Genomic DNA, 22,978 nt, shown 5'->3' with positions numbered 1-22,978 from the left:
GTAAAAATGATTTTAACTTAAAACAAGTCCCCTTTGGACTTCATCTCTTACGAAAACACAAGACAAAAACGATTGCACTAGTTGAAAGTGAAAAGACAGCATGTTTAATGTCTACTTTCATGCCTAACTTCATATGGCTTGCTATCGGTAGTTGCCAAAATTTGACATATAATATGCTCTCGGAAATAAAAACCAGAGAAGTTGTTTTATTTCCAGATGCGGGTAAGTTTGATTTATGGGCATCAAAGATTCAAGATTTACCTAAATCAAATTTTTATGAAGTATCAGATTTACTTCACTTAAAGTCTACAGAAGAAGAGAAAAGAAAGGATTTTGATATCGCCGATTACTGCCTTAGAGCGTATTTAAATGAAATTTAAAAGAAATTTACTCAGTTGTATTTTATTTGATTTAAAGCCCAAATATCCATGAAGGGCACGCCTCAAGGCACGCCTCTAAATAAAAAACCCCTGATTTACAGGGGTTTAAGTGATAACATTGTGACCGCGGAGGGATTCAAACCCCCAACCCTCAGAGCCGAAATCTGATATTCTATTCAGTTGAACTACGCGGCCAGTATTCTCATGCAACAATACAACTTATATAGGTTAAGACAAATTATCTTTTACGATTTTTGAAATGGTTTTTCCATCTGCTTTCCCCACCAATTTTTGAGAAGCCATTCCCATAACCTTTCCCATATCTTTCATAGTACTCGCTCCAGATTCTTGGATAATGGCCTTTACTTCTTTATCTACTTCTTCTTCACTCAATTGTACAGGAAGAAATTGTTCTATGACCTCCACTTCAGCGAGTTCTACATCGGCTAAGTCTTTTCTGTTTTGTTCCAGATACACGTCGGCGCTATCTTTTCTTTGTTTTACTAACCTTTGAACCAACTTTAGCTCTTCAGTCTCATCCATATCTTCCTTATTGGATGTAGCGGTCTTGGCTTTTAGGATTTCATTTTTAATAGATCTTAAAGATGCCAAAGCAACGCTATCCTTAGCTTTCATTGCTTCTTTCATTTTTTGCATCACCTCTTGTTCTAGTGCCATTTTGTTTTTTTCTGCTAAGGTAAATAATTATTTCGATTAGATTTGGAATGCAATAGCATCAATGTAACCAAAGTTACTGCACCTGTTTAACATTATCTTTAACTTTGTAGACTTAGGCTTATTTATAAATACTATGGAAATCATTGAATTATTAGGTTTTTTTGGAGCATTGATTATAGGTGTTGTCCTTGGCCTTATTGGTGGTGGTGGATCAATCCTCACCGTTCCTGTGCTGGTGTATCTCTTGGCGGAAGACCCTGTAACAGCTACAGCATACTCTTTATTTGTGGTGGGTACGGCGAGTCTCTTGGGTGCAGTGCGAAATATGCAAAAAGGATTGGTCGATATTAAAACCGCTGTTATTTTTGCAATTCCTGCTTTTATAACCGTTTACCTTACTCGACTGTATGCTGTTCCAGCAATTCCTGATTCTCTGTTTAGTGTCGGTGGTTTTGAAGTTACCAAAGACATTGGTATTATGCTCTTTTTTGCTTTAATCATGTTGCTAGCTTCTTTTTCTATGATTAGAGATAAAAAGAAAGAACTAAAGGACGTAGAAGGGAAAGTCAAATTCAATTATCCCTTAATTGTTATTGAAGGAGTAATCGTTGGAGCGCTTACAGGAATCGTTGGTGCTGGTGGAGGTTTTCTAATTATTCCAGCTTTGGTATTACTTGCCAAATTACCTATGAAAAAGGCAGTAGCCACTTCATTGCTTATTATAGCCGTAAAATCCCTTATTGGATTTTTAGGGGATGTACAAAACATTGAAATCGATTGGAGCTTCCTTGGATTATTTACAGTGTTTTCTGTGGTAGGTATATTTATAGGGATTTGGCTAAACAAGTTTATCGATGGAAAAAAACTCAAAAAAGGATTTGGTTGGTTTGTCTTCCTGATGGGTGTCTATATTGTTTATAAAGAGTTTACTCATTAAATCACAGTCTGAAGAAGCGGGTGTTATTTTAATGATCATCAAATTGATTTGAGTGAATGACTCTCAATTAAAATACAATTATCATAAGATCTCTATTTTCCTAATCCTATTTGTCCCTCGGCTTGTGGCTTGCAAGAAAGATCCCAAAGCCAATAAAGATGTCTATATTATATTGAAGTCAACGGAAATAAATTCAGAAGAAATAGCTGCTAAAGAAAAACTACTTGTGGAAAATAAGTGTTGTCTGTACCAGTGTCCAAGTTCTCTTTAAGGCTCTAGGAGTGCTCCACCTATGGTGGCTATAAAAGCAATGTATTCTGAAAGAGGCTTGCTCTAAAGAGGATTTCGATAAGGATTAATAAAATAAGTTACGGCTTTTTGAGTTTTTAAAGTCTGATACCAATACACTAAAAAAAATATAATGTCAGAAGAAATGAAAGTATGTCCTAACTGCTCATCTGTATACGGATATTCAGTTGGAAGTGGAATTTACAATTGTCCTGAATGTAGTTTTGAATGGGATTCTAAGGAAGGCGAAACTAAAGAAAGTGAAGTTGAACTCCATATAATCATCAAGGATGCCAACGGAAACCCCCTTGAAGAGGGGGATAGCGTCGTTATTGTAAAAGATCTTCCTGTGAAAGGATTTCCTAAAGCCATTAAAGCGGGCACCAAAGTGAAAAATATTCGGATAATAGAGGGTGATCATAATATCGATTGCAAGATTAAAGATTTCGGAGCCATGGCTTTAAAATCTGAGTTTGTCAAAAAAGCATAGATATAAATTTGGTGTAACCTAACCTCCTTCTCATAAAATTTTAAGGCATATCTAAGTTTCTACACTTGATCTTTTAAATTATTTAGCGATAGGTAAACGGATTTGTGATGGATACTGACTCGAATGATGAATCTTATTGAGTGCAATTACGCCATCAGACTCGTCGTAGTTGTTCCCTCCTGTATTCAAGTTTCTTGCAAATCTTGGAAAGTTACTGCTAGAAATTTCAATTCGAATGCGGTGTCCTTCTTTAAATACATTACTGGTTGACATAGGTGTTAATTCTAATTTGTAAACCTTTCCTTTTTCCATGAAGACTTCTTTATCATAGCCTTCGCGGTATCTAACACGCTGTATGGTTTCGTCTAAATTATAAGCGGTACCATCTGGGTGAACATCGATAAGTTTGATGGTAAAATCGGTGTCTTTTACATCGGAGGAGATATATAAAGTAGATTCAATAAATCCAGAGACTTCGGTATCTTTTTTAAGAACATCTGTAGAATACACTAAAATATCGTTGCGGGCTTCCATTTCCTTTTGATCAAACGCACCCCCTTTTATAGCATTTCCTGTACAACACACATTGCCACCATAAGAGGGGACTGGAGCCATGGGGTCGTATGTGAACTGGTCTGCATGGTCTTGTTTTGCTTTGTCCATAGTTAATTTACCATCGCCAAAACGGCTATTAGCACTTCCTTCGCTATTCAAGTAAAAAGTGTTCATTTGAGTATGTTCTGGAGGCCAAGTTTCAGCAGATTGCCATTGGTTACTTCCCATGGTATAGTATTGAACTCTTGGGGTTGTTTCCTTAAAGTCATTAGACTTTTCTTTTAGCCAAAGATCAAACCACTTTGTTATTTGCTCATCATAATTTAACCGAGCATCTCCAACACTTCGCTCCCCAACAACTGTGTTTTCCGAAGCTCTGGTATAAGCACAATGAAGAGTAGGGGCAATGACTAAATATTGATTATCACGTATAAAGGCGTCTTTAGAATTTTGGCGCACATGATTAAAAAGAGCCAGATTTGGAGTTATGGAGACATCATACCAAGAGGTGAACCAAAAGCTTGGGGTTCCAATTTCCATAGTATCATGATACAAACCACCTTTATACCAGTCTGGGTCGTTAGGTTTGCGGCGAATCATTTTATCAAAAATTTCGTGCTTTCCATCGATGTTTTTTAAAATGTCTTGAATAGGTAAATGACTTAAGGCTTCAGACATATCAACAGGTGGATTTTCGGGAGCAAGATCATAGAATCTAGAAATTCGCTTTAAATCCTCTTGGCTAGCTCCTTCTGGAATTCTAGGTTTAAATTTGTCCTGTTCAACGCCATAAAGCCAAGAAAAGAAAAGCATTTGCTCAACTCCGCCCCGGTACCAATTCCCTTGCTCATTGATATCGCCAACTTTACCTACACCTGCACCAAAACCTTGTGGTACCATTGCAGCATGAGAGGGATGATCTAAAGCAGAAACAGCCATCTGCCATTCTGCAGTAGATGAGCAACCAAGTGTGCCTATTTTACCATTAGACCAAGGTTGGTTTTTCATCCATTCAAAAGCATCATAACCATCAGTTAGTGGAACACCCAAAATATCCCATTCGCCTTCAGAAAAAAACCGTCCTCTTTCATTCTGGACGACATAGGCGTAGCCTTTTTTTACATAATCATAAGCCCGTTTTGCCTCACGTAGACGGCGTTTGCCATCTACCCAAGTATTAAAATTATAGGGGGTTCTTGAAAAAATAATGGGATAGGTGCCTTCTGCTTTTGGACGGTAAATATCAGTGGCTAAACGAATACCATCTCGCATAGGCATCATGACCTTAGAGTCTATTATTGCAATTTCATCTAGTTGGCTTAAAACATCGTCTTGAGCTTGTATAAACGTGCTGCTAAGAACAAAAAGGACTAGAGAAATAATAAATGTTTTTGGAGATATTTTCATTTCGAGTAAAATTTGCAACTAAAATAAGTTATTATTCTAACACTCATTATTTCTAATTGATTATTTCTATGTGCTAATCTAAAGGACACCTTGGAGGAAAAAGAAACGGACAGCAGGCTGAAACGACCAAATAGTAATGATATCAAGGATATGAGAACTATCAAACTTATGGCTTTGCGATTTCCTTTGAATTCTGGAGGCGATAGTTTTTTGCGTTACTGATGGAAGTGGTTAGCCCGTAAAAGCCAAAAGGCAGAGAGTCTTGGCTGAGGAGAGCGCCCTAAGAAGCTCCTTTACAGCCCTAGATTCTCCAGCTTTTGCTTGCGGACTAGAAACGGACAGCAGGTTGAAACGCCCAAATAGTATCCATTATGTATTACACCAATTTAGCATTCAAATGTCGGATAAAATCAGTTTCTTTTTTATTTACTAATCGTCATAAAATAGAACCGTTACTAGTGTTATGCTCATATTTTTTTCCTCAACTAAGTAAAAAATAATTCACATTTTTAATGCAGCATTTAAAAACTAAATTGGTATTACAGCCATTTACAGTGTCTTCTCAACCAAAACGTCTTGCTTTAGAAAGTGGCCCTTTTCGTCAACAACACTTATTTGGTAGCGACCTGGTTGGAGATGAATACTGGTTTCATGTAGTTCTGTGGTCGTGGTGAGGTAGCGTTCATCGATATACCAATGGACTTCTGTGTTTTTGGAATGTGCTAACTGTAGGACAACTTCCTCATTGGTTCCATCAAAACTTTTGGGGAGTAGAATCCGTTCATTTTTTCTTGGAAATATAAATTCCATCAACTCTTGTTCATCGGTAAGTTCACCACAATTGGGATGGAGTGGAGGAGGTGTTTCAAAACCCATAGTTTGTGTGAAATGCTTTTCAATTGGGGAGAGTTCAACAAAGGATTTCTTTTTCATTTTTGAAAGGGGATAGCAATTATTTTTGACCTCATAACGTTCCGTTTCGTCTACACTAATTTTTGTGTGATAGGTGCACTGCTGCACGGCTTTTGAGTGGGAGGGAATCCATAAGAGTTCACTTTTATCACAAGCCTTGCTTTTCGGCATCCCGCTAAAAGGGCATAGGTTTACTTGTTTTACATCGTCGTAAGGGGGTAGCAGCCAATCTTGGCTTTTGGGAAGCTCTTTAAATACGTCAAACATAATTGGTGCGGCTGCTTTTATGCCCGTAAGATTTGGTCTTCCTTCAGTATCGGCATTGCCTACCCAAACGCCAACGGTATACTCTTCATTCATCCCCATGGACCACGCATCTTTAAAGCCATAACTTGTTCCCGTCTTCCACGCAATTTGCTGGTCATCTCCCAAAATAGCACCAAAATTGAAATCTTCTGGGCGCTCCAGTTCCATCATCGCCTTTAAGGTAAAATAGACTGATGAGGCATGCCAATTGGAAGGTTTATAATCTAGCTCCTGTTTTGTAGTTGAAACGGAGGCGTTAATAGTCAGATTTTGAATTTCACCTGTGGAGTATTGACTGGAAGACGTTACATAGGTGGAATACACTTCTTTGAAATTGACAAAGGCTTGCGTTAATTCCCATAAACTGACCTCTGCCCCTCCTAAAATTAAGGTTAATCCGTAGTGATCGATTCCTTTATTAATTTGTTGTAATCCGGCATCTCGTAAATTTTCATAAAAAAGGGGTAGACCATAGTCCTGCAATACATTTACAAAAGGAACATTCAAGGAACGGCTTAGCGCTTGATGCGCAGGAACCAATCCATGGAATTTTTCATTGAAATTTTTAGGGCGGTATCCATTAAAACTCACAGGAACATCTTGTAATAGGGAAGTGGGTAAAATCTGACTTTTCTCTAGTGCCGCCGCATATAAAAAGGGCTTTAAGGTGCTGCCTGTACTTCGTTTGGCTTGCATCATATCCACATAGCGAAAAGGACTTTCTGGAGTACTTGTATTTCCTACATAAGCCAAGACTTTTCTGGTTTTGTTTTCTATCACAAGTAAGGATAGATTATAAATGTTATTCTTTTGAAGTGCTCGCTGATGTTTGACGGTAATTTGATTGGCTTTTTGCTGAAGTTGATATCGAATACTGCTTGCCATCACTTCCTTTTGGTCTTGTTGACATACAAAATCAACAAAATGAAAAGCTTGATTTGGCAAGGGTAGTGGCGTACTAGGCAAGTTTTCTAAAAGTGAAAGCTGATAGGTTTCTTCATCGATAACTTCTTTTGAAGCTAGTTTTTTTAAAAGAGCGTTGCGTTTATTTAGGAATTGCTTATCGTTTTTTCCTGGATAAATGATACTTGGCGAATTGGGTAAAACTGCTAAAGCAGAGGCCTGTCCCCACGTTAATTGCTTTGGTGAAATCCCAAAATACCGCCAGCTTGCCGCTTCAAGTCCTACCACATTTCCACCGAAAGGCGCGTAGGCCGAGTAGTGTAGTAGGATTTCTTTTTTGCTCAATTTTAATTCTAATCGAGTGGCTTGTACCAATTCAATAATTTTCTCGGTATAGCTTCGTTGTTTATTTTTTCTGGAAAGGCGAATCACTTGTTGTGTCAACGTACTTCCACCTCTTTTGGTTGAACTCGTTAAGTTGGAATAGAAAGCTTTAGCCATGGAAATAGGATTGAAGCCAATATGCCAGTAGAAATATTCATCTTCAAAATGAATAATGGCTTGCTCAAATTTTCCGGGAACCTCTTCTGCACTAGGAAATCGCCATTGCCCGTCGTCTGCAATTCGAGCTCCTAGTAAATTCCCATCCTGATCATTGACAACACAAGAGATAGGATCGCTAAACAAGACTTTGGGTAAACTAAACCACCACACTAGAACGACAAAGAGCAATACGCCAATAAGCCATTTCCTTTTTGAAAATTGTTTCATGAGTTATCTTTTCTACTTTTTCGAACAGCCAAGCAGCTCATTATCCATATTTTGCGACTTGTATTAGTCTACAACTTGAATCCATTGTCCTTGAGTTCGTCCAAAGTGATTTCCACTATACATGGCTTCAACTTGAGTTCCTGGTAAATAGTATTCTCCGAGATAAGAAGCATTGACTTTAATTTCAAAGTAAGTCGATTTTCTAGCTTCCAAATCAAAGTATATATACACCCGATCATCGCGGACATCTACATGATTGGCATTTTCAAAACTACCACTCTTAAAATCTGTAAATTGAGTATCGATAATTTCCCAACCACTTGGGATAAATTGACTTAGTGCTACCTCATTCAAATAGGAATTCGATTCATTTTTCACCTTCAGTCTTAGTGTGACTTCTGTTCCTTGCTTTAAGTTTTTAATATCAATAGGCTCTTTATTCACATCTGAATATTGAGTGGTGACCCTAAGATTTCTCGAAGAAGCTTGTTCCTCACCGATAGGTAATTGCCCAGATTGTAAAACGTTGACAAATAAACTCCCTTGTTTATTGTTTTGAACTGAAAGCTGGATTTTTGATGCTGAATCTACTTCCAAGTTGGTTTGATAAATTCCTTTTGAAGAGTTTACAGGAGTGGTCTTTCCATTCACCTGAAAGTTAAAATCTAGCTCTTTACCCCCTTTATACTTGATGTATTTGGACATGGCGAGTAACGCATAAGCCGTTTCATGGGTATGCAACCATTCATCTGAAGATAGGATCTGGGATACTTCTTCAGCTAAGCTGTTCATCTGTTCATCTTTTATAGACACATACGTTTCCAGTATCATAGCTAAGTCCCGAAGTTTAGAGCCATACGTATACCGGTATTCAGTTTCGCTTATTTGCGAATTACTAAATTCTTGTACTAGTTTTTTAGCAGTAGACTCTTGTCCTAATCTGGCATAAGCTAACGCCAATCTGGCCTTGGCCTTACTGCTTAAATCAGTTTTGTTTTTCAAGCGATTCATCGCGGCAACTTCTACTTCACCAGCTAAGACTAAAGTGTATAAGCGATAGGCTTGTACAAAATCACTTTCTTTAGGTGTTTCTGTCCATTTTCTAGCCTCTTCTTTTTGGTAGCTCTTCCATTTGGAAAGGAAACCAAAAGGCAATTGATAAGATTTTTCTTTGGCTTCCAACATGAAATGCCCTACGTAATTGGTGGTCCATTTATCGGGATCTCCACCTGGCCAATAGGCGATTCCTCCAGAAATTGCTTGGTATCTGTTTATCTTTTGAATGGTTTTTTGAACCTGTTCCTTCAGTTGATTTTCCTGTGGTGTATCTAAATCGACAATGTCTGATAAAAATAACTGAGGAAACGCTTTGGAAGTGACTTGCTCTACGCACCCATGCGGATAAGAGGTTAAATAATGCAATCTCTTTTCTAAATTCATTGGAGGAAATGCACTAAAACTGATACGTGTTGAATTTGTGCCTGGCGTACCAAAAGTGATTAATTCCAATTCTTTCTGCTCATTTTCTTTAAGTTCGAGTTTGCGAACAGTGGAACTCACCGGATTCGGATTAATAACATCGACTTCAACGTCGTTATAAGCTAGTTCATTTCCTGATTTGGCTTGGATCTTAATTTTTTGTGGACGTAAATCATCGCTAACTTTAAAATCAAAATACACTAGATATTCACCAGTTTCAGAAACTTGGAGGTCTTGTGTCGCCTCACCAATCAATTGAAGTTGGTCGTGGTTTTGTACACTTACTTGGATAGACTTGAGTTTATCGTCCATTACAAAAATAGTGACAGGAACCCTTACTTCTTCTCCAGGTGATAATTTTCTCGGTACTGAAGTTAGCAGCATCAAGGGCTGCTTTATCTTCATCACTTTATCTACACTTCCATAACTCTGTTGTTCTGGATTTCCAGCTACCAACATCGCTTTTACAGAACCGACGTAATTGGGCATGCGAAGTTGATGTGTTTTAGATTTTCCCGCTGCTAAATAAAAAGGGCCCAGATGTGTCACCACAGGCTTAAAACGCTCTGCTTTTCTGTTTTTCTTCCCTGCTGCTTCATCGCCACCACCAATCCTGTACACGTTTTTCAGACTTCCGCCATAAGCGCCAATAACATCGTCAAAAACATCGAAGGTGCGCACGCCTAAAGTTTGCTTCGCATTAAAATGCTCATAAATGTCTGGTGTTGTAAAGCTGGTCAAATCCAACAGACCTTCATCAACTATGGCGATGGTATAGGTCATTGCTTTTCCATTTTCTTCTGAAACATCTATGCTATAAGTAGATTCTGGTCGGATGCTTTCAGGAAGTTTGAGTTGAGGTTGAAGTTTGCGTTTTGGGTTCTCCACTTCAATTGGGATAACTCCAAACATACGAATGGGTAAATCGTTTTTTGTGTTTTGATGTTTTTGTAATAAGGAAATGCTGATGTAAGCATTTGGAGCCATGGCTTCTGTGATAGTGAGTTCCACATCAGTCATGCCTTTTTGGGCATCAATCCATTCATGATGAATAATTTCTGTTCCATTTTCGACACTTAGCAAGGCTTTTGCTTCTGCCATGGAGGGGAAATTGATTTTTGCTTTTTCGCCGACGCTATAGGTGTCTTTATCGCTGGTGAACACTAGATTATGCTCTTTGGAAGTCCGCTGAATAGTCCACCAATCTTTAAAAAAGTAAACCACTTCACCACTGGCATGCTGGCTTTCTTCATCCACTACCCGAATTAAATATCGACCCCGGTCATCTTCAGGAACGTTTAAGCTGAATTTAGCTTTTCCATTTGCATCGGTCGTCAATTCAAAGTTCTTATAAGGCTTATGTACTTTAGCATCTTCGTATCTGGAAAGTTGGTCATCTCCACGATTCCACCACCAACGCCATTCAATTTGATGGATGTAAACCTTTACTTTTCGCCTAGGTGCTATTTCACCTTTGTAAGTTACACTTACCACTTCAAAATTTGTCGCTTGGTCGGTTTCGAAGCGATGATTTTGATGAGACGTTAAGGCCCTTAATCCAACAAAATGCGAGTAAGGAGCATACCATTGTTCATCGACATCTATTGAAAAATCACCACCACCTTCAAAGACTTTGGTCAAAAAGTTAGCCTTGATCATTCCAGGGGGGTTGTTATTGAAATTAATATTTGAGCGGATATCCGCTTGTCCATTTTGGTTTACTTCTCCCCCAAACACCTGCAATTCTTGTGGGTAAAAGCGTCTTACAGGATCACTAAATTTGAAGGTTTTCAGTTTTTCAAATCGGTATTCAGCAGAAATGAACTTAGCTTTTACATCTGCTTTTAAATTTTTAGCAGTGGCGCCCGTTAGCCATTCGGTTGATAAGTTCAGTTGAATACTTTTGTCAAGTTGTTGAGGTTCCTCTGTAGTGGATAATTCAATTTTCAATCGGTTGGGCTTCACTGTAGCCACAGAAATAAATTTTGTAAACTTAACCGCACCTACATTTATGACCATTCGCCAGCTTCCAGTAGCGTCTTTTTCATCTGTTGAAAGAGGAAAATGATAAAAACCATTTACAGAAGAATTTTTCACTTCAGAATAAGTAAGTCTCCCTTGAGGATCAAAAAAATCGAGTTTAACAGGATGATTTTCGGGCAGTGGATTGGCAAAATCATCTAACACAAAATTGAACTGAATAGCTTCTCCTGGTCTATACACCCCTCGATCGGTGTACATAAACCCATTGATGCCTTTGGTGATTTTAGTTCCTCCAACTTCAAAATTACTCAGGTTTAAAGCATTCGAATTTTCAAGTTTTAAGTAAGCATAATTACTGGAATTTTGGGCGATTGCAAAAACTGCTTTTTGTGAGGACTTAAATTCAGCAATCCCTTCATTGTCGGTTTCTGCACTTCCTAAAACCTGCTGTTGTTGATTGTAAAAGCTAACTTTTGTTTGCGCCTCTGGAGATCCAGAAAGTAAGTTTGTAGTGGCTACAAAGTAATTTCCCTTTTCTGTTTTTTTGATCAATACACCTAAATTGGAGGCCATCACATTGCTACTTACAAAATTATCATCATTGTAATAGGCCTCATGACACGCATTATCTTGTTCTTGCCAATTGTAAGTTGTATTTCTAAAACCCCAAGCTTCTTTATTCCAATACTCCTCTTCCTTATCCTTCTCAAATTCTTTGGCAATTTGATGTATCTTTTCAGCATCTATTTGTTCATCTTCACCACAATTGTATAGGCTGTAGGCTTTTCTGAAACTGATTTCAATTTGATAAATGGCGCCAGGGGACACTTCAAATATGGAACTCAAATCCATCGCATGAGCCTGCCATTCGCCAGCATTGTTTAAGTCATCTTGATTAAGCGGGATGGTTTTTTTGGCGACCAATCTACCTACATCTCTTAAGTAGTAGTTGTTTGTGGAGTTGAGTTCACTATCCTGCAAAAATTGCAGTACGTTGTTTTCATAAATCTGAATAACACGCAAGTCCACAGCGGCTAAGTTTACAGTTTCAAAATAAAAGGGGTTGGATGGGCTGTTGGGTAAAATAACCCCTTGAGAAATCAATTTCACCTGTGGTTTGAGTTGCTGAAAGCGGATAGATTTTGAAAATTCAGTTTTAAGGTTACTGCCATATTCCGCTTTTATGCCTTCAAAAACTCTCAAAGTGACCTCACCTTTGAATTTGCTATTTGGAAAAACATTCAACACATTTCCATTGACTTCAAATTTTAGATCAGTGTCATCATTCAATTGAACCAAACCTAAAAACTCCTGATTTGGGTCTAAACTTTCAGAAAAATTAATTTCTAAATATGGCTTTTTCGCTTTTGCTATGCGAACGTCCATCACTTTAAAATTATCTTTTCCAGGGATGATAAAAGTTTCACTTCCCTCAGTTTTGGAGTTCACTGGTGATCCATTCCAAGAAATCAAAACTTTGGAATCGTCTTTTTCACGGTAAATACTATCGATTACCACTTCAAAATAGTTGGCATCTGAAGCCGTTAAAAACCGAACATCTAAGTCTCTATCGTTTTGTTGTGCAGAAATACTCTTTTTGATATTTTCTAAACTAAGCACATCAGAAGCCTCGATTTCTGCTGAAATATATTGCCAATCGGCATCATAAGATTGTATAGATTGGAGTCCGATTATAAAATCAGGGACTATGGTTTCAAACTTAAACTGAAACATTTTGTCCTCTTTTGGTAAGTTTTCGTACAACTCACTTAAGTCTAGGTTGAATTGATAGGTTGTCGCAGGTTGGAGTTTTTGTTTCGGAATAAAACGCAGTCGATTTCCATTTTCGATATATAAATCGCCTTTTACTTCAGGTTCAATTTTTACAAATTCTGATGGAAGTTTTTGATCGGTAGTGTATTGAGGCAACTTCTCTTTCAACTGAATTTCAACAGGAGACGCAACAGAAATAGGCTGCTGAGTGTAATTCTGAATATATTTTGAAGCAATAGCAGCTTGATCTTCAGAGGTACCGTCTGAGCAAGATTGGACTAAGAGAAGAAGACTTAAAAGGAGGATGGACTTTTTCATAGAGATAAGCTTAAAAAATTTCAGAGTTCATGGGTTTAAAAGTAATTATAATAGGCCAATTATGGGGCGGAAATCTGGGTTTATAAAAGCTCTGCTTATGGGACCCTAAAATTCTAGGTAGGTATTTGCTGGGAAATACAAAAGATGAATTATAAAAAATAAATAGCGTATTTGAAAATAAATATGGAGGTAAAAATGACGAAAATCTGCATTTGATTTGCAATGAAAGAGAATAAGCGAGTTGTGTTGGCACACATCCTGTGCTTTAGGACCTTAAATGCATCATTTTGAGAGGTTTAATTAAAAGTCTATTGGATAAGATATATGAAAGTCTTAGTTTAGTTGATAATAATACATATAACCCCTGTACTGAGGATTTGAATAGGGTTTATAGGGATGTTAGGGCTTATTAAACAATAGATCTGCAACAATGAAAATTATGGGTAACAACAAAACACATACTGAAGCAACATCTGCAGATACTACATCAATAGGTTTTGATTATCAATATTATTTTTTTCTATGGAAGGTTTTATCATTGTTGCCAGATGAATCTGTTGGACTTGAGGTCAAGGATGACGTACATTGTGACTTAAAAAATAATCATCGGTTACTATATCAACTTAAACATACTATTAAAAAAAGCGCTGATGGTTCTCCAAAAAATCTGACGACATCCGATATGGATATGTGGAAAACCTTTTCTAACTGGTCTAAAGTAATTTCTGATAAAAATGATTTCAGAGAAAAAGTACCGTCACAACTAAACTATTTAGAAAAAACCTCTTTTGTTCTAGCAAGTAATAAATCATATAACAAATCAAATAAAGTAGTTAGTATTATAAATGATTTGCAAAATGAAGTGAAATCTGAAAATGATATTATTAATTATTTCACTAAAATAAAAGATAATTCAACAAATGCAACGTTGAAAAGTTACATAAATGATGTGTTGTCGTTAAATATTAAAGTTTTGAAGTTTTTTTTATTGAACGTCTTTTTCCACCTAGATGAAGATGACATTATTAATAAATGTAAAGATGCTATCAAATCAAAGATGATACCTCTAAATAAAATTGATGAGGCTTTCGCAAAACTTAATTCTACTATTCACACTGATAATTTTCTGAAGGTGAAAGACGGCGATAAGATTGAAATATCTTTCGATACTTTCTTTATGAAGTATAGACGGTATTTCGATATTTATAGAAATGGAAATTTAGTCGTTCAGGAATATACGGGGCTGATGCCATCTAGTTTATATGATCAGGTTTTCATAAAACAACTAGTCGAAATTGGTTATGTGGCTAATGATGATTTTGAGCTGATAAGCGAACTAACACGTTTTAAACTCAAACTACAAACCAACCTTTTAGATTGGAAACAAAATGGAGAAATCACAGACAGCGAGTTAAAAGCATTTAAAAACAACTCTTTGATTATTTGGAATACAGAATTTCGATTCAAATATATCGGAACTGTTTCCGAAGAGGAATATAACTTGAAGGGGCTGGATATATTACAAAAAGTATTAAATGAAGACCTTGATTTGGGTGGTCAAAAGTTAGATGTTGATTTATGCCAAGGTAAGTTTTATTCACTCTCAGATGAACCATTAATTGGGTGGCGAAAAGATTGGGAAAAACATAAGAAATGAAAATAGATTATAACAATATAGGTATAGGTACTTTGGCTATCGGCTCAGTATTAAATAATGGTAATCAATTATCTGTTGCTAAGGCGTCTTTAATATTGCCCTTTATTATGCATAATGAAAGTTTAAACTATTTGGCAAGATCAAATACGAAAATAAAAAGTCTAGAAAATCTAATAGCTGAAAAAACTAGTTATTTCTCAAACTTCAACGCTCGTTATTATGATTCATTAGAAGTATCATTTTCTTCTATTCAATACCTCACTGAAATGGGGTATGTGCGATTTAAAGATGATTTCCTTATTAGCATTAAGCCAATGGAATATGATAATAAGATGGGAAATAGAGCAAATAAAATATTTCAAGCAGCTAACAATGTTTCGTCAATACTTGCAACAAATGATGCAAACCTATTTTTAAACTTAAGAATTGAACTATGAATTTTAGTATAATTAAAATAGCCTTATGGCTCAAAAATGGAAGAGTTAGAGAAATCGAATTTAAGCCAAACAAAGTAAATATAATTACCGGTGGGAGTCATACAGGTAAAAGTGCAATTCTAGAGATTATCGATTATTGTTTCTTTTCTAGTAAATCTAGAATTTCAGAAAGCATGATTAATGAAAATGTTTCATGGTACGGGTTGAATTTTTCAGTCAATGATAAAACATATACTATAGCAAGAAAGTCACTTATTGAAGGGAAAGTTTCAGACGAATACTACTTCTCTTCTTTCGGAGAAATTCCTAAAACTGTTGAGACTAACAACTCTGAAAATGCTATTAAATCAATTATTGAAACAGAATTTAATATAGATAGAGATGCAAAGTTTCCTAGTGATTATGGTAGCAACTACATAAAATCAGGCACTAAAATATCTTTAAGATATTTTTTAATGTTTAACACAATATCAGGTAATATTATTGAAAATGATGAAGGAATATTTTTTGATAAACAAAATGAAACCAGATATAAGGAGGCATTACCTCGCATATTTGACCTTGCACTAGGTATTGAAACAGTTGAAAATATTCTTAAAGCTGAAAAAAAATCCGAATTAGAAAAGCAATTAACCCAACTGGTTAGAAAAAACAAAACAATAACAGCTAAAGCAGATGATTTTAATAAAGAAAAGGTACAGATACTGCAACAGGCAAAGGAGTATAATGTAATTAAGGATAGTACAAATTCAGTTGATGCAATAAATGAACTCAATAATGCAATATTAGGAGTTCAATCAAGTTCGACTTCGAACTCTGAAAGAGAAAAATTAGAATCATCTTTTTATGCCCTGCAAAGAAAAATAAGAAACATTACAAAATTTGCTAATGAATATGAAAAGTACAAAAAGACGATAAAGAATCTTAGCGACAGCTTAAAACCAATCGAATTTCTTCGAGAAAAAGATTCAGAAATAATTAAAACCTCAATATTTGATGAACTTGTTAATTCATTTACAAAAGACTTAGATTTAATTCGAAAATCATATAGTACAAACACTCCTATTGACAGACAGGTTAAGGATAATGTAAAAGATTTAGAGACTAAACTTAATGCAATAAAAGAGGAATTAGATTTACTTCCAAAAGAAAATAAAAGTTTCCAAAATGAAAAAGAAAAATATTTTTTCTTAGGACAAGTTAAATCAAAACTTGAAATATTCTCATCAAACGCTCCTAATGTAAAGGTTACTTATGATGATGAAATTAAACAATTAGAAGACCAAATCAACCAATTAATTATTACTAACACAGAAGAGAAAAGAGAACTTACGATAAAATTAATTGAAGAAATAATTCACGACTATATTAAAGAATCAAAAGAAGCCTTAGCTAATTATTCAACTTATCAGCCAGTATTCGATTATAAAAACAAAACGTTGCTCTTAAGAAAACCAAGGACTTCCTATATAGAAAATGTTGGTAGTAGCTCAAATCATATGTTTTTACATTTGTTTTTTTCGCTTTCAATGCATGAAGTTATTTTTCAAAACAATTCACCTTTTGTTGCGCCTTTTCTAATTGTAGACCAGCCTAGTAGACCTTACTATGGAACGAATGGCAAAAGAAAAACGAATGAGCCTGAGAGTGACGATTATAAAATCAAAAAAGCTTTCGAATTATTGGACACATTTATAGCAACAAGGAATAGTAATAAAGGAAATTTTCAGATGATTGTATTAGAACATATACCTAAAGAAGATGTTTCAGATTTGAAAAACATACATGTCGTTGAAGAATTTTTCGATGGTAATGCACTAATTCCAAAATCATATCTTAATTAAAAACAAGCCCTAACAACGTTTATAGTGCATAGCACCCTGCGGGATGCTACGACACCATAAACGGGACGTTACCTGCAAGTGCAAAAAAAAAGAGGTTTAAAATAATAATGGATGAACAATAAAATCACTTTTTTAATGGGGATAGTAGGGGTTATCCTTTTTGTAGTTTCTTCTATTTTAGGTGGGTTTTTAATTGAAGATTATAACAGATTAAGTCAATATATAAGTGAATCCTATGCAATTGACACTGAATACGGAAAAATTTTAAGAACATTTGGTTACATCCCTAGTGGTATTTTTATGACCTTATTTTGCTTTCTTGGAGTGAGATATTTTCAATCTTCCAAACTACTCAAAATAGGATTTTATGGAATCGGAATATTTTATGGACTGGCCACAGTAGTTGTTGGAATATTTCCTTGTGATAGTGGTTGTAACAAAGAATTAATCGATCCGAGTTCTTCTTAACTAATTCATAATTTTATGGGTTTACTAACTTATCTATTTGTCCCTGTTTTTATGATTTTAATTGGATTGGGTTTAAAAAAATCACCCAATAACAATACGTTTTCTTTACAATCAATTGTATTTGTTGCAATCAGTATTTTGCTTGTATATATTTTAGTTTCTGACTCGAACTCTGAATACATAGGTCTATATCAAAGAATGATAGAGTCGGTGTTTATTATATGGATAATCTTTTGTGCTATTGTTATTAAAAATAAAACCAGCAGGTAACAATGAACCGAGGTAAAAAACAACTCTTTTATACTTTATTTTGAAACAGGAGTAGTCTAGGCTCACGGATTCATATAACTGATTCTTTGAGCTTTTTTAATTGATTTTTCTTTATTTATTTAGGCAACACTGAAACGTATATTTCATCATATGGCCTACTAGATTTTGCGATAGCAAAACATGCGTTGTATTAGAATCTTGAATGCATCCTCTTTAGTAGTTAATTAAAAGCCCCTTTGATAAAGTATGCAAAAATCTTAATTTAGTTGAGAAACAATGCCTTAAATATATAACCCCTTTACTGAGGATTTGAATAGGGTTTATACAAATGTTATGTCCAACCAAGACTAAAGAACCACGCCCGAAAAAATCTCTGACTTTCAGACTTGCGGCTTTGGACGGATAAATTTGGGAATTGATTTTTACTTTTGAGAAGAGAGGACTAATCGAATAAATCCTAAACGCAGGAGGAGTCGTTTTCTGGATTTATGAATCGGGAAAATTAGTTGAAAATAGGAACTTCAATTTTTAGGAGTATCCAAACTCATCCTCTAAAGACGTCCTCTCTTTGGGCGAATTTATGGGAAGTAGATTTTGTCGGGTAAATTTTCCGCAGGAGCGGCGTCAATAAATCGGTAAGACGACTGGCGAAGAAATTCGTTAAGCTGCTGAAATCCTGGGAATCGTCTCTTGAAACCGCTGGAAGAGATTTTTGGCACCCCCCCCCGTAATCGAAGAATGAGTTTGATAGAAGTTCGGCAAGAGCTTTAAAGAAATCATCATCAGTTTTTCATTTGGATTTAAAGTGTTATATTGAGTGCGAATTTACTTTGTTTGGATTCGGGAAAAGCCCATAAAAAATAAAGAAAAAAGGGCCAGTACATAACAAAAGATACAATGATCATAGAGGCTAAACGCCGCTACGCCGTGTAGCTAATCGTTATGGGCAATTAAAAATAAGATGGTATGCGAAAGCCAAAGGGCTGACCACCCAAAGTGACACAAAAAAAAATAATGGAGTCCAGAACCCATTTAAAAAAACGGGGCGTATTCTGAAAAGCCTTACGAGTAAGAAAAATATTATATAAATATTATGCCATCATCAATCCCTTATGACCCTTCCCTAATTTTAGGGAATATTGTCCAACAAGATAAATTGGATAATTTACTTAAAATGAGTGAATTACAAGCGCCAGCAGATGCGTCTCAAACTGACTTGAATTCATTAATTTCCTTAAAACGCAGTATCGACATGACCGTACAGGAAATGATAGATATGGGTGTAGATGTTACTGATTTAATAACTGAATCGAACACTATAGGAGAAGAAATTCAGAAAGCAGCAATTAATTATGGGAAAGCAAAACTAGCTGCAGAAAAAGCACTACAACCACTTCGAGCAAAGCTTTCTGGTGTAAGTGAAGAGGTAGAAAGTCCGATTGATTATAATAAAAGCGCCATAAAACAGATGCCTATATCTTTCGACTCACTACAGATGAATGTACAATATTTCTCATTTGATGAAAATACACAATCATCTTCTTCACACGCTTCAACTATTTCTTCATTTGTAAGTGAATCACTTAGCTATTTTGGACAAAAACAGGCTAGTCAAGCGAAAGCTTCGGCACAGGCACAAGTTAATAGCCAAACCTCCAGACACAGTATTGCTGGTACACTCGTTATTGCAATCACTTGTACTCATAAGAACGCTCAAGTATTTGCTCCATTTATTTTAGATGTTGATAAAGGAGTAAGAGCTTGGAACGCCTTATTCCCTGATGATATGATTAAAACAAATGATCCAGCTTCTATTGCTAAAATAGAGGCTAAATCAGATACTAAGGGTGATAAATCGTTTAATCTTTTATCTGGGGCTACTTATGGATCATCTTTTATTGGAATGGTACATATCTTAAATACTACAAATACAACCTCTTCACAAAGTATGGAATCGATTGCGGCTTCTATGCAAGAAACTTTAGATGTTGGTGGTTGGTTTGCAGAAGGTACTGGAACATTTGGAGTTGCCGCATCATTTTCTAATAGTGCTAAAGATTTACTTAGTACACAGAACATTCAATCTCACTGTTCACTTGTAACTATGGGAATAATTCCTTCAATTAAATCCAATATACTTGAAACAGGAGTTAAAGAATTTGCAGATTTTAGTCCTGATAAAGCTATGGCACAATTAAATGTGATGCAAGGCTCTAATGTAGATCAAAATGCTACAATAGGTTCTGCTGCTGGACAAGCAAAAAATGGGCAGCAATTGATTACTGTAGCAAATTCTAAAATAACTGCAACCCTTAGCGCAGTATCAGATATTGCTAAAACTCAAAACAATATAATTGATACAAATTCAATGATGACTGCTATGGATGACTACATACAAAAATGTATTGAGGGAGGAGATAATTTAGGCGTGCCTGTTAATTATTACTTAAAACCAATTACTCAATCCATGATTGCGCAATCTTGGATGGCAAAATATTATCCAAATAAATTTAATCAGGCAGGTGCTGCAGATGATAGTAAAGACTCTTCGTCAGCAGAGGCTCCTAGTTCTTAATATTTACCGTTAGAGGAATAAATTAATATGATTTATTCCTCTAACTTTTTTTTCAAATTAATCAATACAGGGTAGCCGAAAACTGTTAAGAGAGTAGGTAAATCTTAAAATAAAAAAAATGCCATTTTTAACAAAAGAATTAGCAGATACTTTATGTACCGCAATTGTACTTGGTTTTGTAAAGACGGATGGATCAAGAACTCAAATTCAATATGCAAATGCAACTGAACAAATAGATTATAAGACTGTTGAATCTAAATTTTCAGCATTGGGTGTTACTTTATCTATTTCCCAATCAGTAAGTCAACCAGAAACTGCTTATATAGTTGCAAAAACACCAAAAGTGCCAAGTAATGATTATACCAAATATTTAACTAGTGACTATTGGAAATATCTTCAGGCTATAACTAAAAGTGCTAATGCTTTAAAAACGGCTCCTTATGGAGCATATATTGGAGGTATGTCTACAGTAAATAAATTATTTTTAATAGGTCCATCAAATTTAGACCAATATGATCCGGTATACCGAGCAGCTGATGATGCTGCTGTTGGAGTTGCTTATTCTAAAGCAGTGAAAGACACCAATAGTGCACTGGATTGTTTAAAAAAAGATACGCCTGCAGCTAAACCTGCTGGATTATCACTCGATTTCACAGATTTAAACTCACCTATTATCACACCTTTCATAAATGGTAAGCTATTTAAGAGTTATCATGGGATGATACAAGCAATCGTTAAATACCAAACAACAATTGATACCAATAGTTTTATATTTGAAATTTCTCTTGGAAATAATACGAGTAAAGTATCATCCTGTTTTCCATGTTGCACTTTAATGACTGCAAATAATACACCTCCTACATCAACACATTTTGGAAGAGGGGATAATTGGAACATTCCTCAAAATTGTAATTCACGATCGGCATGGGAATCAAAAATTACAAGTTATTATGAATCTGGAATAAAGTCTATGTCTACAAATAAAAAAACGCACAACCTTACCGAAGTCCTGAAAATTAATGCTGTAGCAAGTAAAATTCCTTCTGTTTTTCTTGAGGCTTTAACATTCGAAAGTAAGTTTACGGAAAAAATAATTAATACACTAGCATAAAATAGTCATGCCTACTTCCATCCCATACAATCATGCATCGCTGGCACTCGGCAATATTGTCGATACCAACGTGCTTAATTTATTGAAAAAAATAGATAGTATACAGTCAAAAATAGATGCTGCAAAAGATAAACTGAATTCATTTATAATGATGAAAAGAAGTCTGAGTATGACAGTTAATGAGCTAACAGATTTGAATATTGATGTAACTATCATAATCGAAAAGTTAAATGCTGTGGATACTTCTATTGCACAAGCAGCTACCACTTACATGGACATTCAGATACAATCCGAAGATAAAATTCAGCAGTTAAGGGAACAAATTGCAGAATTAGAATTAAGCGATACATTGGAAAGTCCTGTAGATTTTTCTTTGAGTACTATTAAAAGGTTGCCTCTTTCCGCTTCTTCTTTAAAAATGGATGCGCAGTATTTTTCTTTTGGAAGTAATCAGGAATCAGATACAATAACCAGTATTGAAAAATATGTGAGAGAATCGACTAGTAGCCTTGGCCCAAAATCTGAAGAAGTTGCTCAAATGGCATCTTCTCAGGTTGCCCAACAAAAACAAAAACATAATCTTGCTGGAACTCTTATTATTACTGCTAGCTGCACACATCCTAATGTGGCACTGATAGATCCATTAATAATCGATATTGATAAAGCAATTGCTATTTGGAACAGTACCTATACTTCTTTAGAAGATCTAATTAACACTTCTGATCTAAAAGAAGTCAAATCGCTATCAGAAAAAAATACTACTGATAAAAAAAATATTTCTGTAATTAGTGGAGCTTCTTATGGATCTAGTTTTGTTGGCATGGTTCATATCATAAAATCGGAAGCTTCAAGTATAGGTCCAACCAAAGAAGAAACTGATCAAATCGAACAAAAATTAAAATTGGGAGGTTGGTTAGAGAGTTCTTCTGGTGGATTAGGTGTCGGATCTGATGTAATGAATGAAGTGAAAAAATTGCTGAGTACACAACAAGTCTCCTCTCATATAAGTGTTATTACTATGGGTGCAATTCCTACAATAGGTTCTAATCAGTTATCCTTAGGAGTGAAAAAACTTATGCAGTCGAATCTCGATGACAAAAGAGATCAAATAATATCTGAAACTTCAAAATCAAAAACATCCATAGACTCAGTTGCTGATGAGGCTATGGATGCAAGTCGTTCTATAAATATACAAAACAAGAGTATCAAAAATCTTATTAGTGGACTAGCAGAAATTGATCAGGGGAGTAATAAAGTGCTTGACATAAATTCGATGATGAATGCATTTGAAAATTACAATAATGTAATTAAAGGTTAAGAATAAGGTAGGGGGATCTGGCTCTTATAAAAATCTTCGAGGCCAAGGAAACGGAATAGAACTCGTAAGCCGGCTTCTTCTTTGAAAAAAAAAAACAATATATACTCTCACCTGAAAT

Annotated in this window: 13 protein-coding genes, 1 tRNA gene and 1 pseudogene; 10 read left to right on the top strand and 5 right to left on the bottom strand. The window is 35.5% G+C overall.

Annotated features, from left to right (window positions below):
- Window positions 1–380 (top strand): DUF6371 domain-containing protein (locus tag CXF67_RS18425; RefSeq protein WP_257984538.1); only part of this gene is annotated, 380 nt, incomplete at its 5' end.
- Window positions 381–501: 121 nt separating this feature from the next.
- Here CXF67_RS18425 and CXF67_RS01565 read toward each other — a convergent pair.
- Both CXF67_RS01565 and CXF67_RS01560 read right to left on the bottom strand, forming a co-directional pair.
- A tRNA-Arg gene (locus CXF67_RS01565) sits at window positions 502–575 on the bottom strand.
- A 33-nt stretch (window positions 576–608) separates the two neighbouring features.
- On the bottom strand, window positions 609–1,058 hold the full coding sequence (locus CXF67_RS01560) for a GatB/YqeY domain-containing protein (RefSeq protein WP_102087151.1): 450 nt from the start codon (window positions 1,056–1,058) through the stop codon (window positions 609–611).
- A gap of 133 nt (window positions 1,059–1,191) precedes the next feature.
- Here CXF67_RS01560 and CXF67_RS01555 point away from each other — a divergent pair, with 133 nt between their 5' ends.
- On the top strand, window positions 1,192–1,995 hold the full coding sequence (locus tag CXF67_RS01555) for a sulfite exporter TauE/SafE family protein (protein ID WP_102087150.1): 804 nt from the start codon (window positions 1,192–1,194) through the stop codon (window positions 1,993–1,995).
- A gap of 421 nt (window positions 1,996–2,416) precedes the next feature.
- Complete coding sequence (locus CXF67_RS01545; protein ID WP_102087149.1) at window positions 2,417–2,773, top strand: zinc ribbon domain-containing protein YjdM; 357 nt, start codon at window positions 2,417–2,419, stop codon at window positions 2,771–2,773.
- 78 nt (window positions 2,774–2,851) lie between these two features.
- Here CXF67_RS01545 and CXF67_RS01540 read toward each other — a convergent pair whose 3' ends face one another.
- The 3 genes from CXF67_RS01540 to CXF67_RS01530 all read right to left on the bottom strand — a co-directional run bounded on the left by CXF67_RS01540 (window position 2,852) and on the right by CXF67_RS01530 (window position 13,180).
- The gene (locus CXF67_RS01540; protein WP_102087148.1) at window positions 2,852–4,735 is read right to left on the bottom strand and encodes a CocE/NonD family hydrolase; all 1,884 of its coding nucleotides are present in this window, start codon (window positions 4,733–4,735) and stop codon (window positions 2,852–2,854) included.
- Between the two features lie 549 nt (window positions 4,736–5,284).
- The gene (gene pbpC, locus CXF67_RS01535) at window positions 5,285–7,627 is read right to left on the bottom strand and encodes a penicillin-binding protein 1C (RefSeq protein ID WP_102087147.1); all 2,343 of its coding nucleotides are present in this window, start codon (window positions 7,625–7,627) and stop codon (window positions 5,285–5,287) included.
- Between the two features lie 63 nt (window positions 7,628–7,690).
- A complete protein-coding gene (locus tag CXF67_RS01530) occupies window positions 7,691–13,180 on the bottom strand; it encodes an alpha-2-macroglobulin family protein (RefSeq protein WP_102087146.1) in 5,490 nt (1,829 codons plus the stop codon).
- Between the two features lie 439 nt (window positions 13,181–13,619).
- Here CXF67_RS01530 and CXF67_RS01525 point away from each other — a divergent pair, with 439 nt between their 5' ends.
- The 7 genes and pseudogenes from CXF67_RS01525 to CXF67_RS01495 all read left to right on the top strand — a co-directional run bounded on the left by CXF67_RS01525 (window position 13,620) and on the right by CXF67_RS01495 (window position 22,860).
- Complete coding sequence (locus tag CXF67_RS01525; protein ID WP_145990342.1) at window positions 13,620–14,837, top strand: hypothetical protein; 1,218 nt, start codon at window positions 13,620–13,622, stop codon at window positions 14,835–14,837.
- Window positions 14,834–15,274: a three component ABC system middle component gene (locus tag CXF67_RS01520; protein WP_102087144.1), complete on the top strand. Its 441-nt coding sequence runs from the start codon at window positions 14,834–14,836 to the stop codon at window positions 15,272–15,274. The genes CXF67_RS01525 and CXF67_RS01520 overlap by 4 nt, the downstream gene beginning before the upstream one ends.
- On the top strand, window positions 15,271–17,118 hold the full coding sequence (locus tag CXF67_RS01515) for a DUF3732 domain-containing protein (RefSeq protein WP_102087143.1): 1,848 nt from the start codon (window positions 15,271–15,273) through the stop codon (window positions 17,116–17,118). Before CXF67_RS01520 ends, CXF67_RS01515 begins: the two co-directional genes overlap by 4 nt.
- 111 nt (window positions 17,119–17,229) lie before the next feature.
- A pseudogene (locus tag CXF67_RS18525) lies at window positions 17,230–17,856 on the top strand (DUF998 domain-containing protein).
- 1,093 nt (window positions 17,857–18,949) lie between these two features.
- Window positions 18,950–20,431, top strand: a complete 1,482-nt coding sequence (locus CXF67_RS01505; RefSeq protein WP_102087141.1) for a hypothetical protein — start codon at window positions 18,950–18,952, stop codon at window positions 20,429–20,431.
- Window positions 20,432–20,549: 118 nt separating this feature from the next.
- Window positions 20,550–21,542, top strand: coding sequence for a hypothetical protein (locus tag CXF67_RS01500; protein ID WP_102087140.1), 993 nt, complete (start codon window positions 20,550–20,552; stop codon window positions 21,540–21,542).
- Between the two features lie 7 nt (window positions 21,543–21,549).
- A complete protein-coding gene (locus CXF67_RS01495) occupies window positions 21,550–22,860 on the top strand; it encodes a hypothetical protein (RefSeq protein ID WP_102087139.1) in 1,311 nt (436 codons plus the stop codon).
- The last annotated feature ends 118 nt before the right edge of the window (window positions 22,861–22,978 follow it).

The organism is Psychroflexus sp. MES1-P1E (assembly GCF_002836055.1).
Lineage (GTDB): Bacteria > Bacteroidota > Bacteroidia > Flavobacteriales > Flavobacteriaceae > Psychroflexus.
This window is presented reverse-complemented; position numbering and strand designations above follow the sequence as displayed.

Coding starts and splice junctions, on each gene's coding strand:
- pbpC (WP_102087147.1), bottom strand. CDS start 7,627: ATGAAACAATTTTCAAAAAGGAAATGGCTTATTGGCGTATTGCTCTTT.
- CXF67_RS01515 (WP_102087143.1), top strand. CDS start 15,271: ATGAATTTTAGTATAATTAAAATAGCCTTATGGCTCAAAAATGGAAGA.
- CXF67_RS01540 (WP_102087148.1), bottom strand. CDS start 4,735: ATGAAAATATCTCCAAAAACATTTATTATTTCTCTAGTCCTTTTTGTT.
- CXF67_RS01545 (WP_102087149.1), top strand. CDS start 2,417: ATGTCAGAAGAAATGAAAGTATGTCCTAACTGCTCATCTGTATACGGA.
- CXF67_RS01505 (WP_102087141.1), top strand. CDS start 18,950: ATGCCATCATCAATCCCTTATGACCCTTCCCTAATTTTAGGGAATATT.
- CXF67_RS01500 (WP_102087140.1), top strand. CDS start 20,550: ATGCCATTTTTAACAAAAGAATTAGCAGATACTTTATGTACCGCAATT.
- CXF67_RS01530 (WP_102087146.1), bottom strand. CDS start 13,180: ATGAAAAAGTCCATCCTCCTTTTAAGTCTTCTTCTCTTAGTCCAATCT.
- CXF67_RS01560 (WP_102087151.1), bottom strand. CDS start 1,058: ATGGCACTAGAACAAGAGGTGATGCAAAAAATGAAAGAAGCAATGAAA.
- CXF67_RS01525 (WP_145990342.1), top strand. CDS start 13,620: ATGGGTAACAACAAAACACATACTGAAGCAACATCTGCAGATACTACA.
- CXF67_RS01555 (WP_102087150.1), top strand. CDS start 1,192: ATGGAAATCATTGAATTATTAGGTTTTTTTGGAGCATTGATTATAGGT.
- CXF67_RS01495 (WP_102087139.1), top strand. CDS start 21,550: ATGCCTACTTCCATCCCATACAATCATGCATCGCTGGCACTCGGCAAT.
- CXF67_RS01520 (WP_102087144.1), top strand. CDS start 14,834: ATGAAAATAGATTATAACAATATAGGTATAGGTACTTTGGCTATCGGC.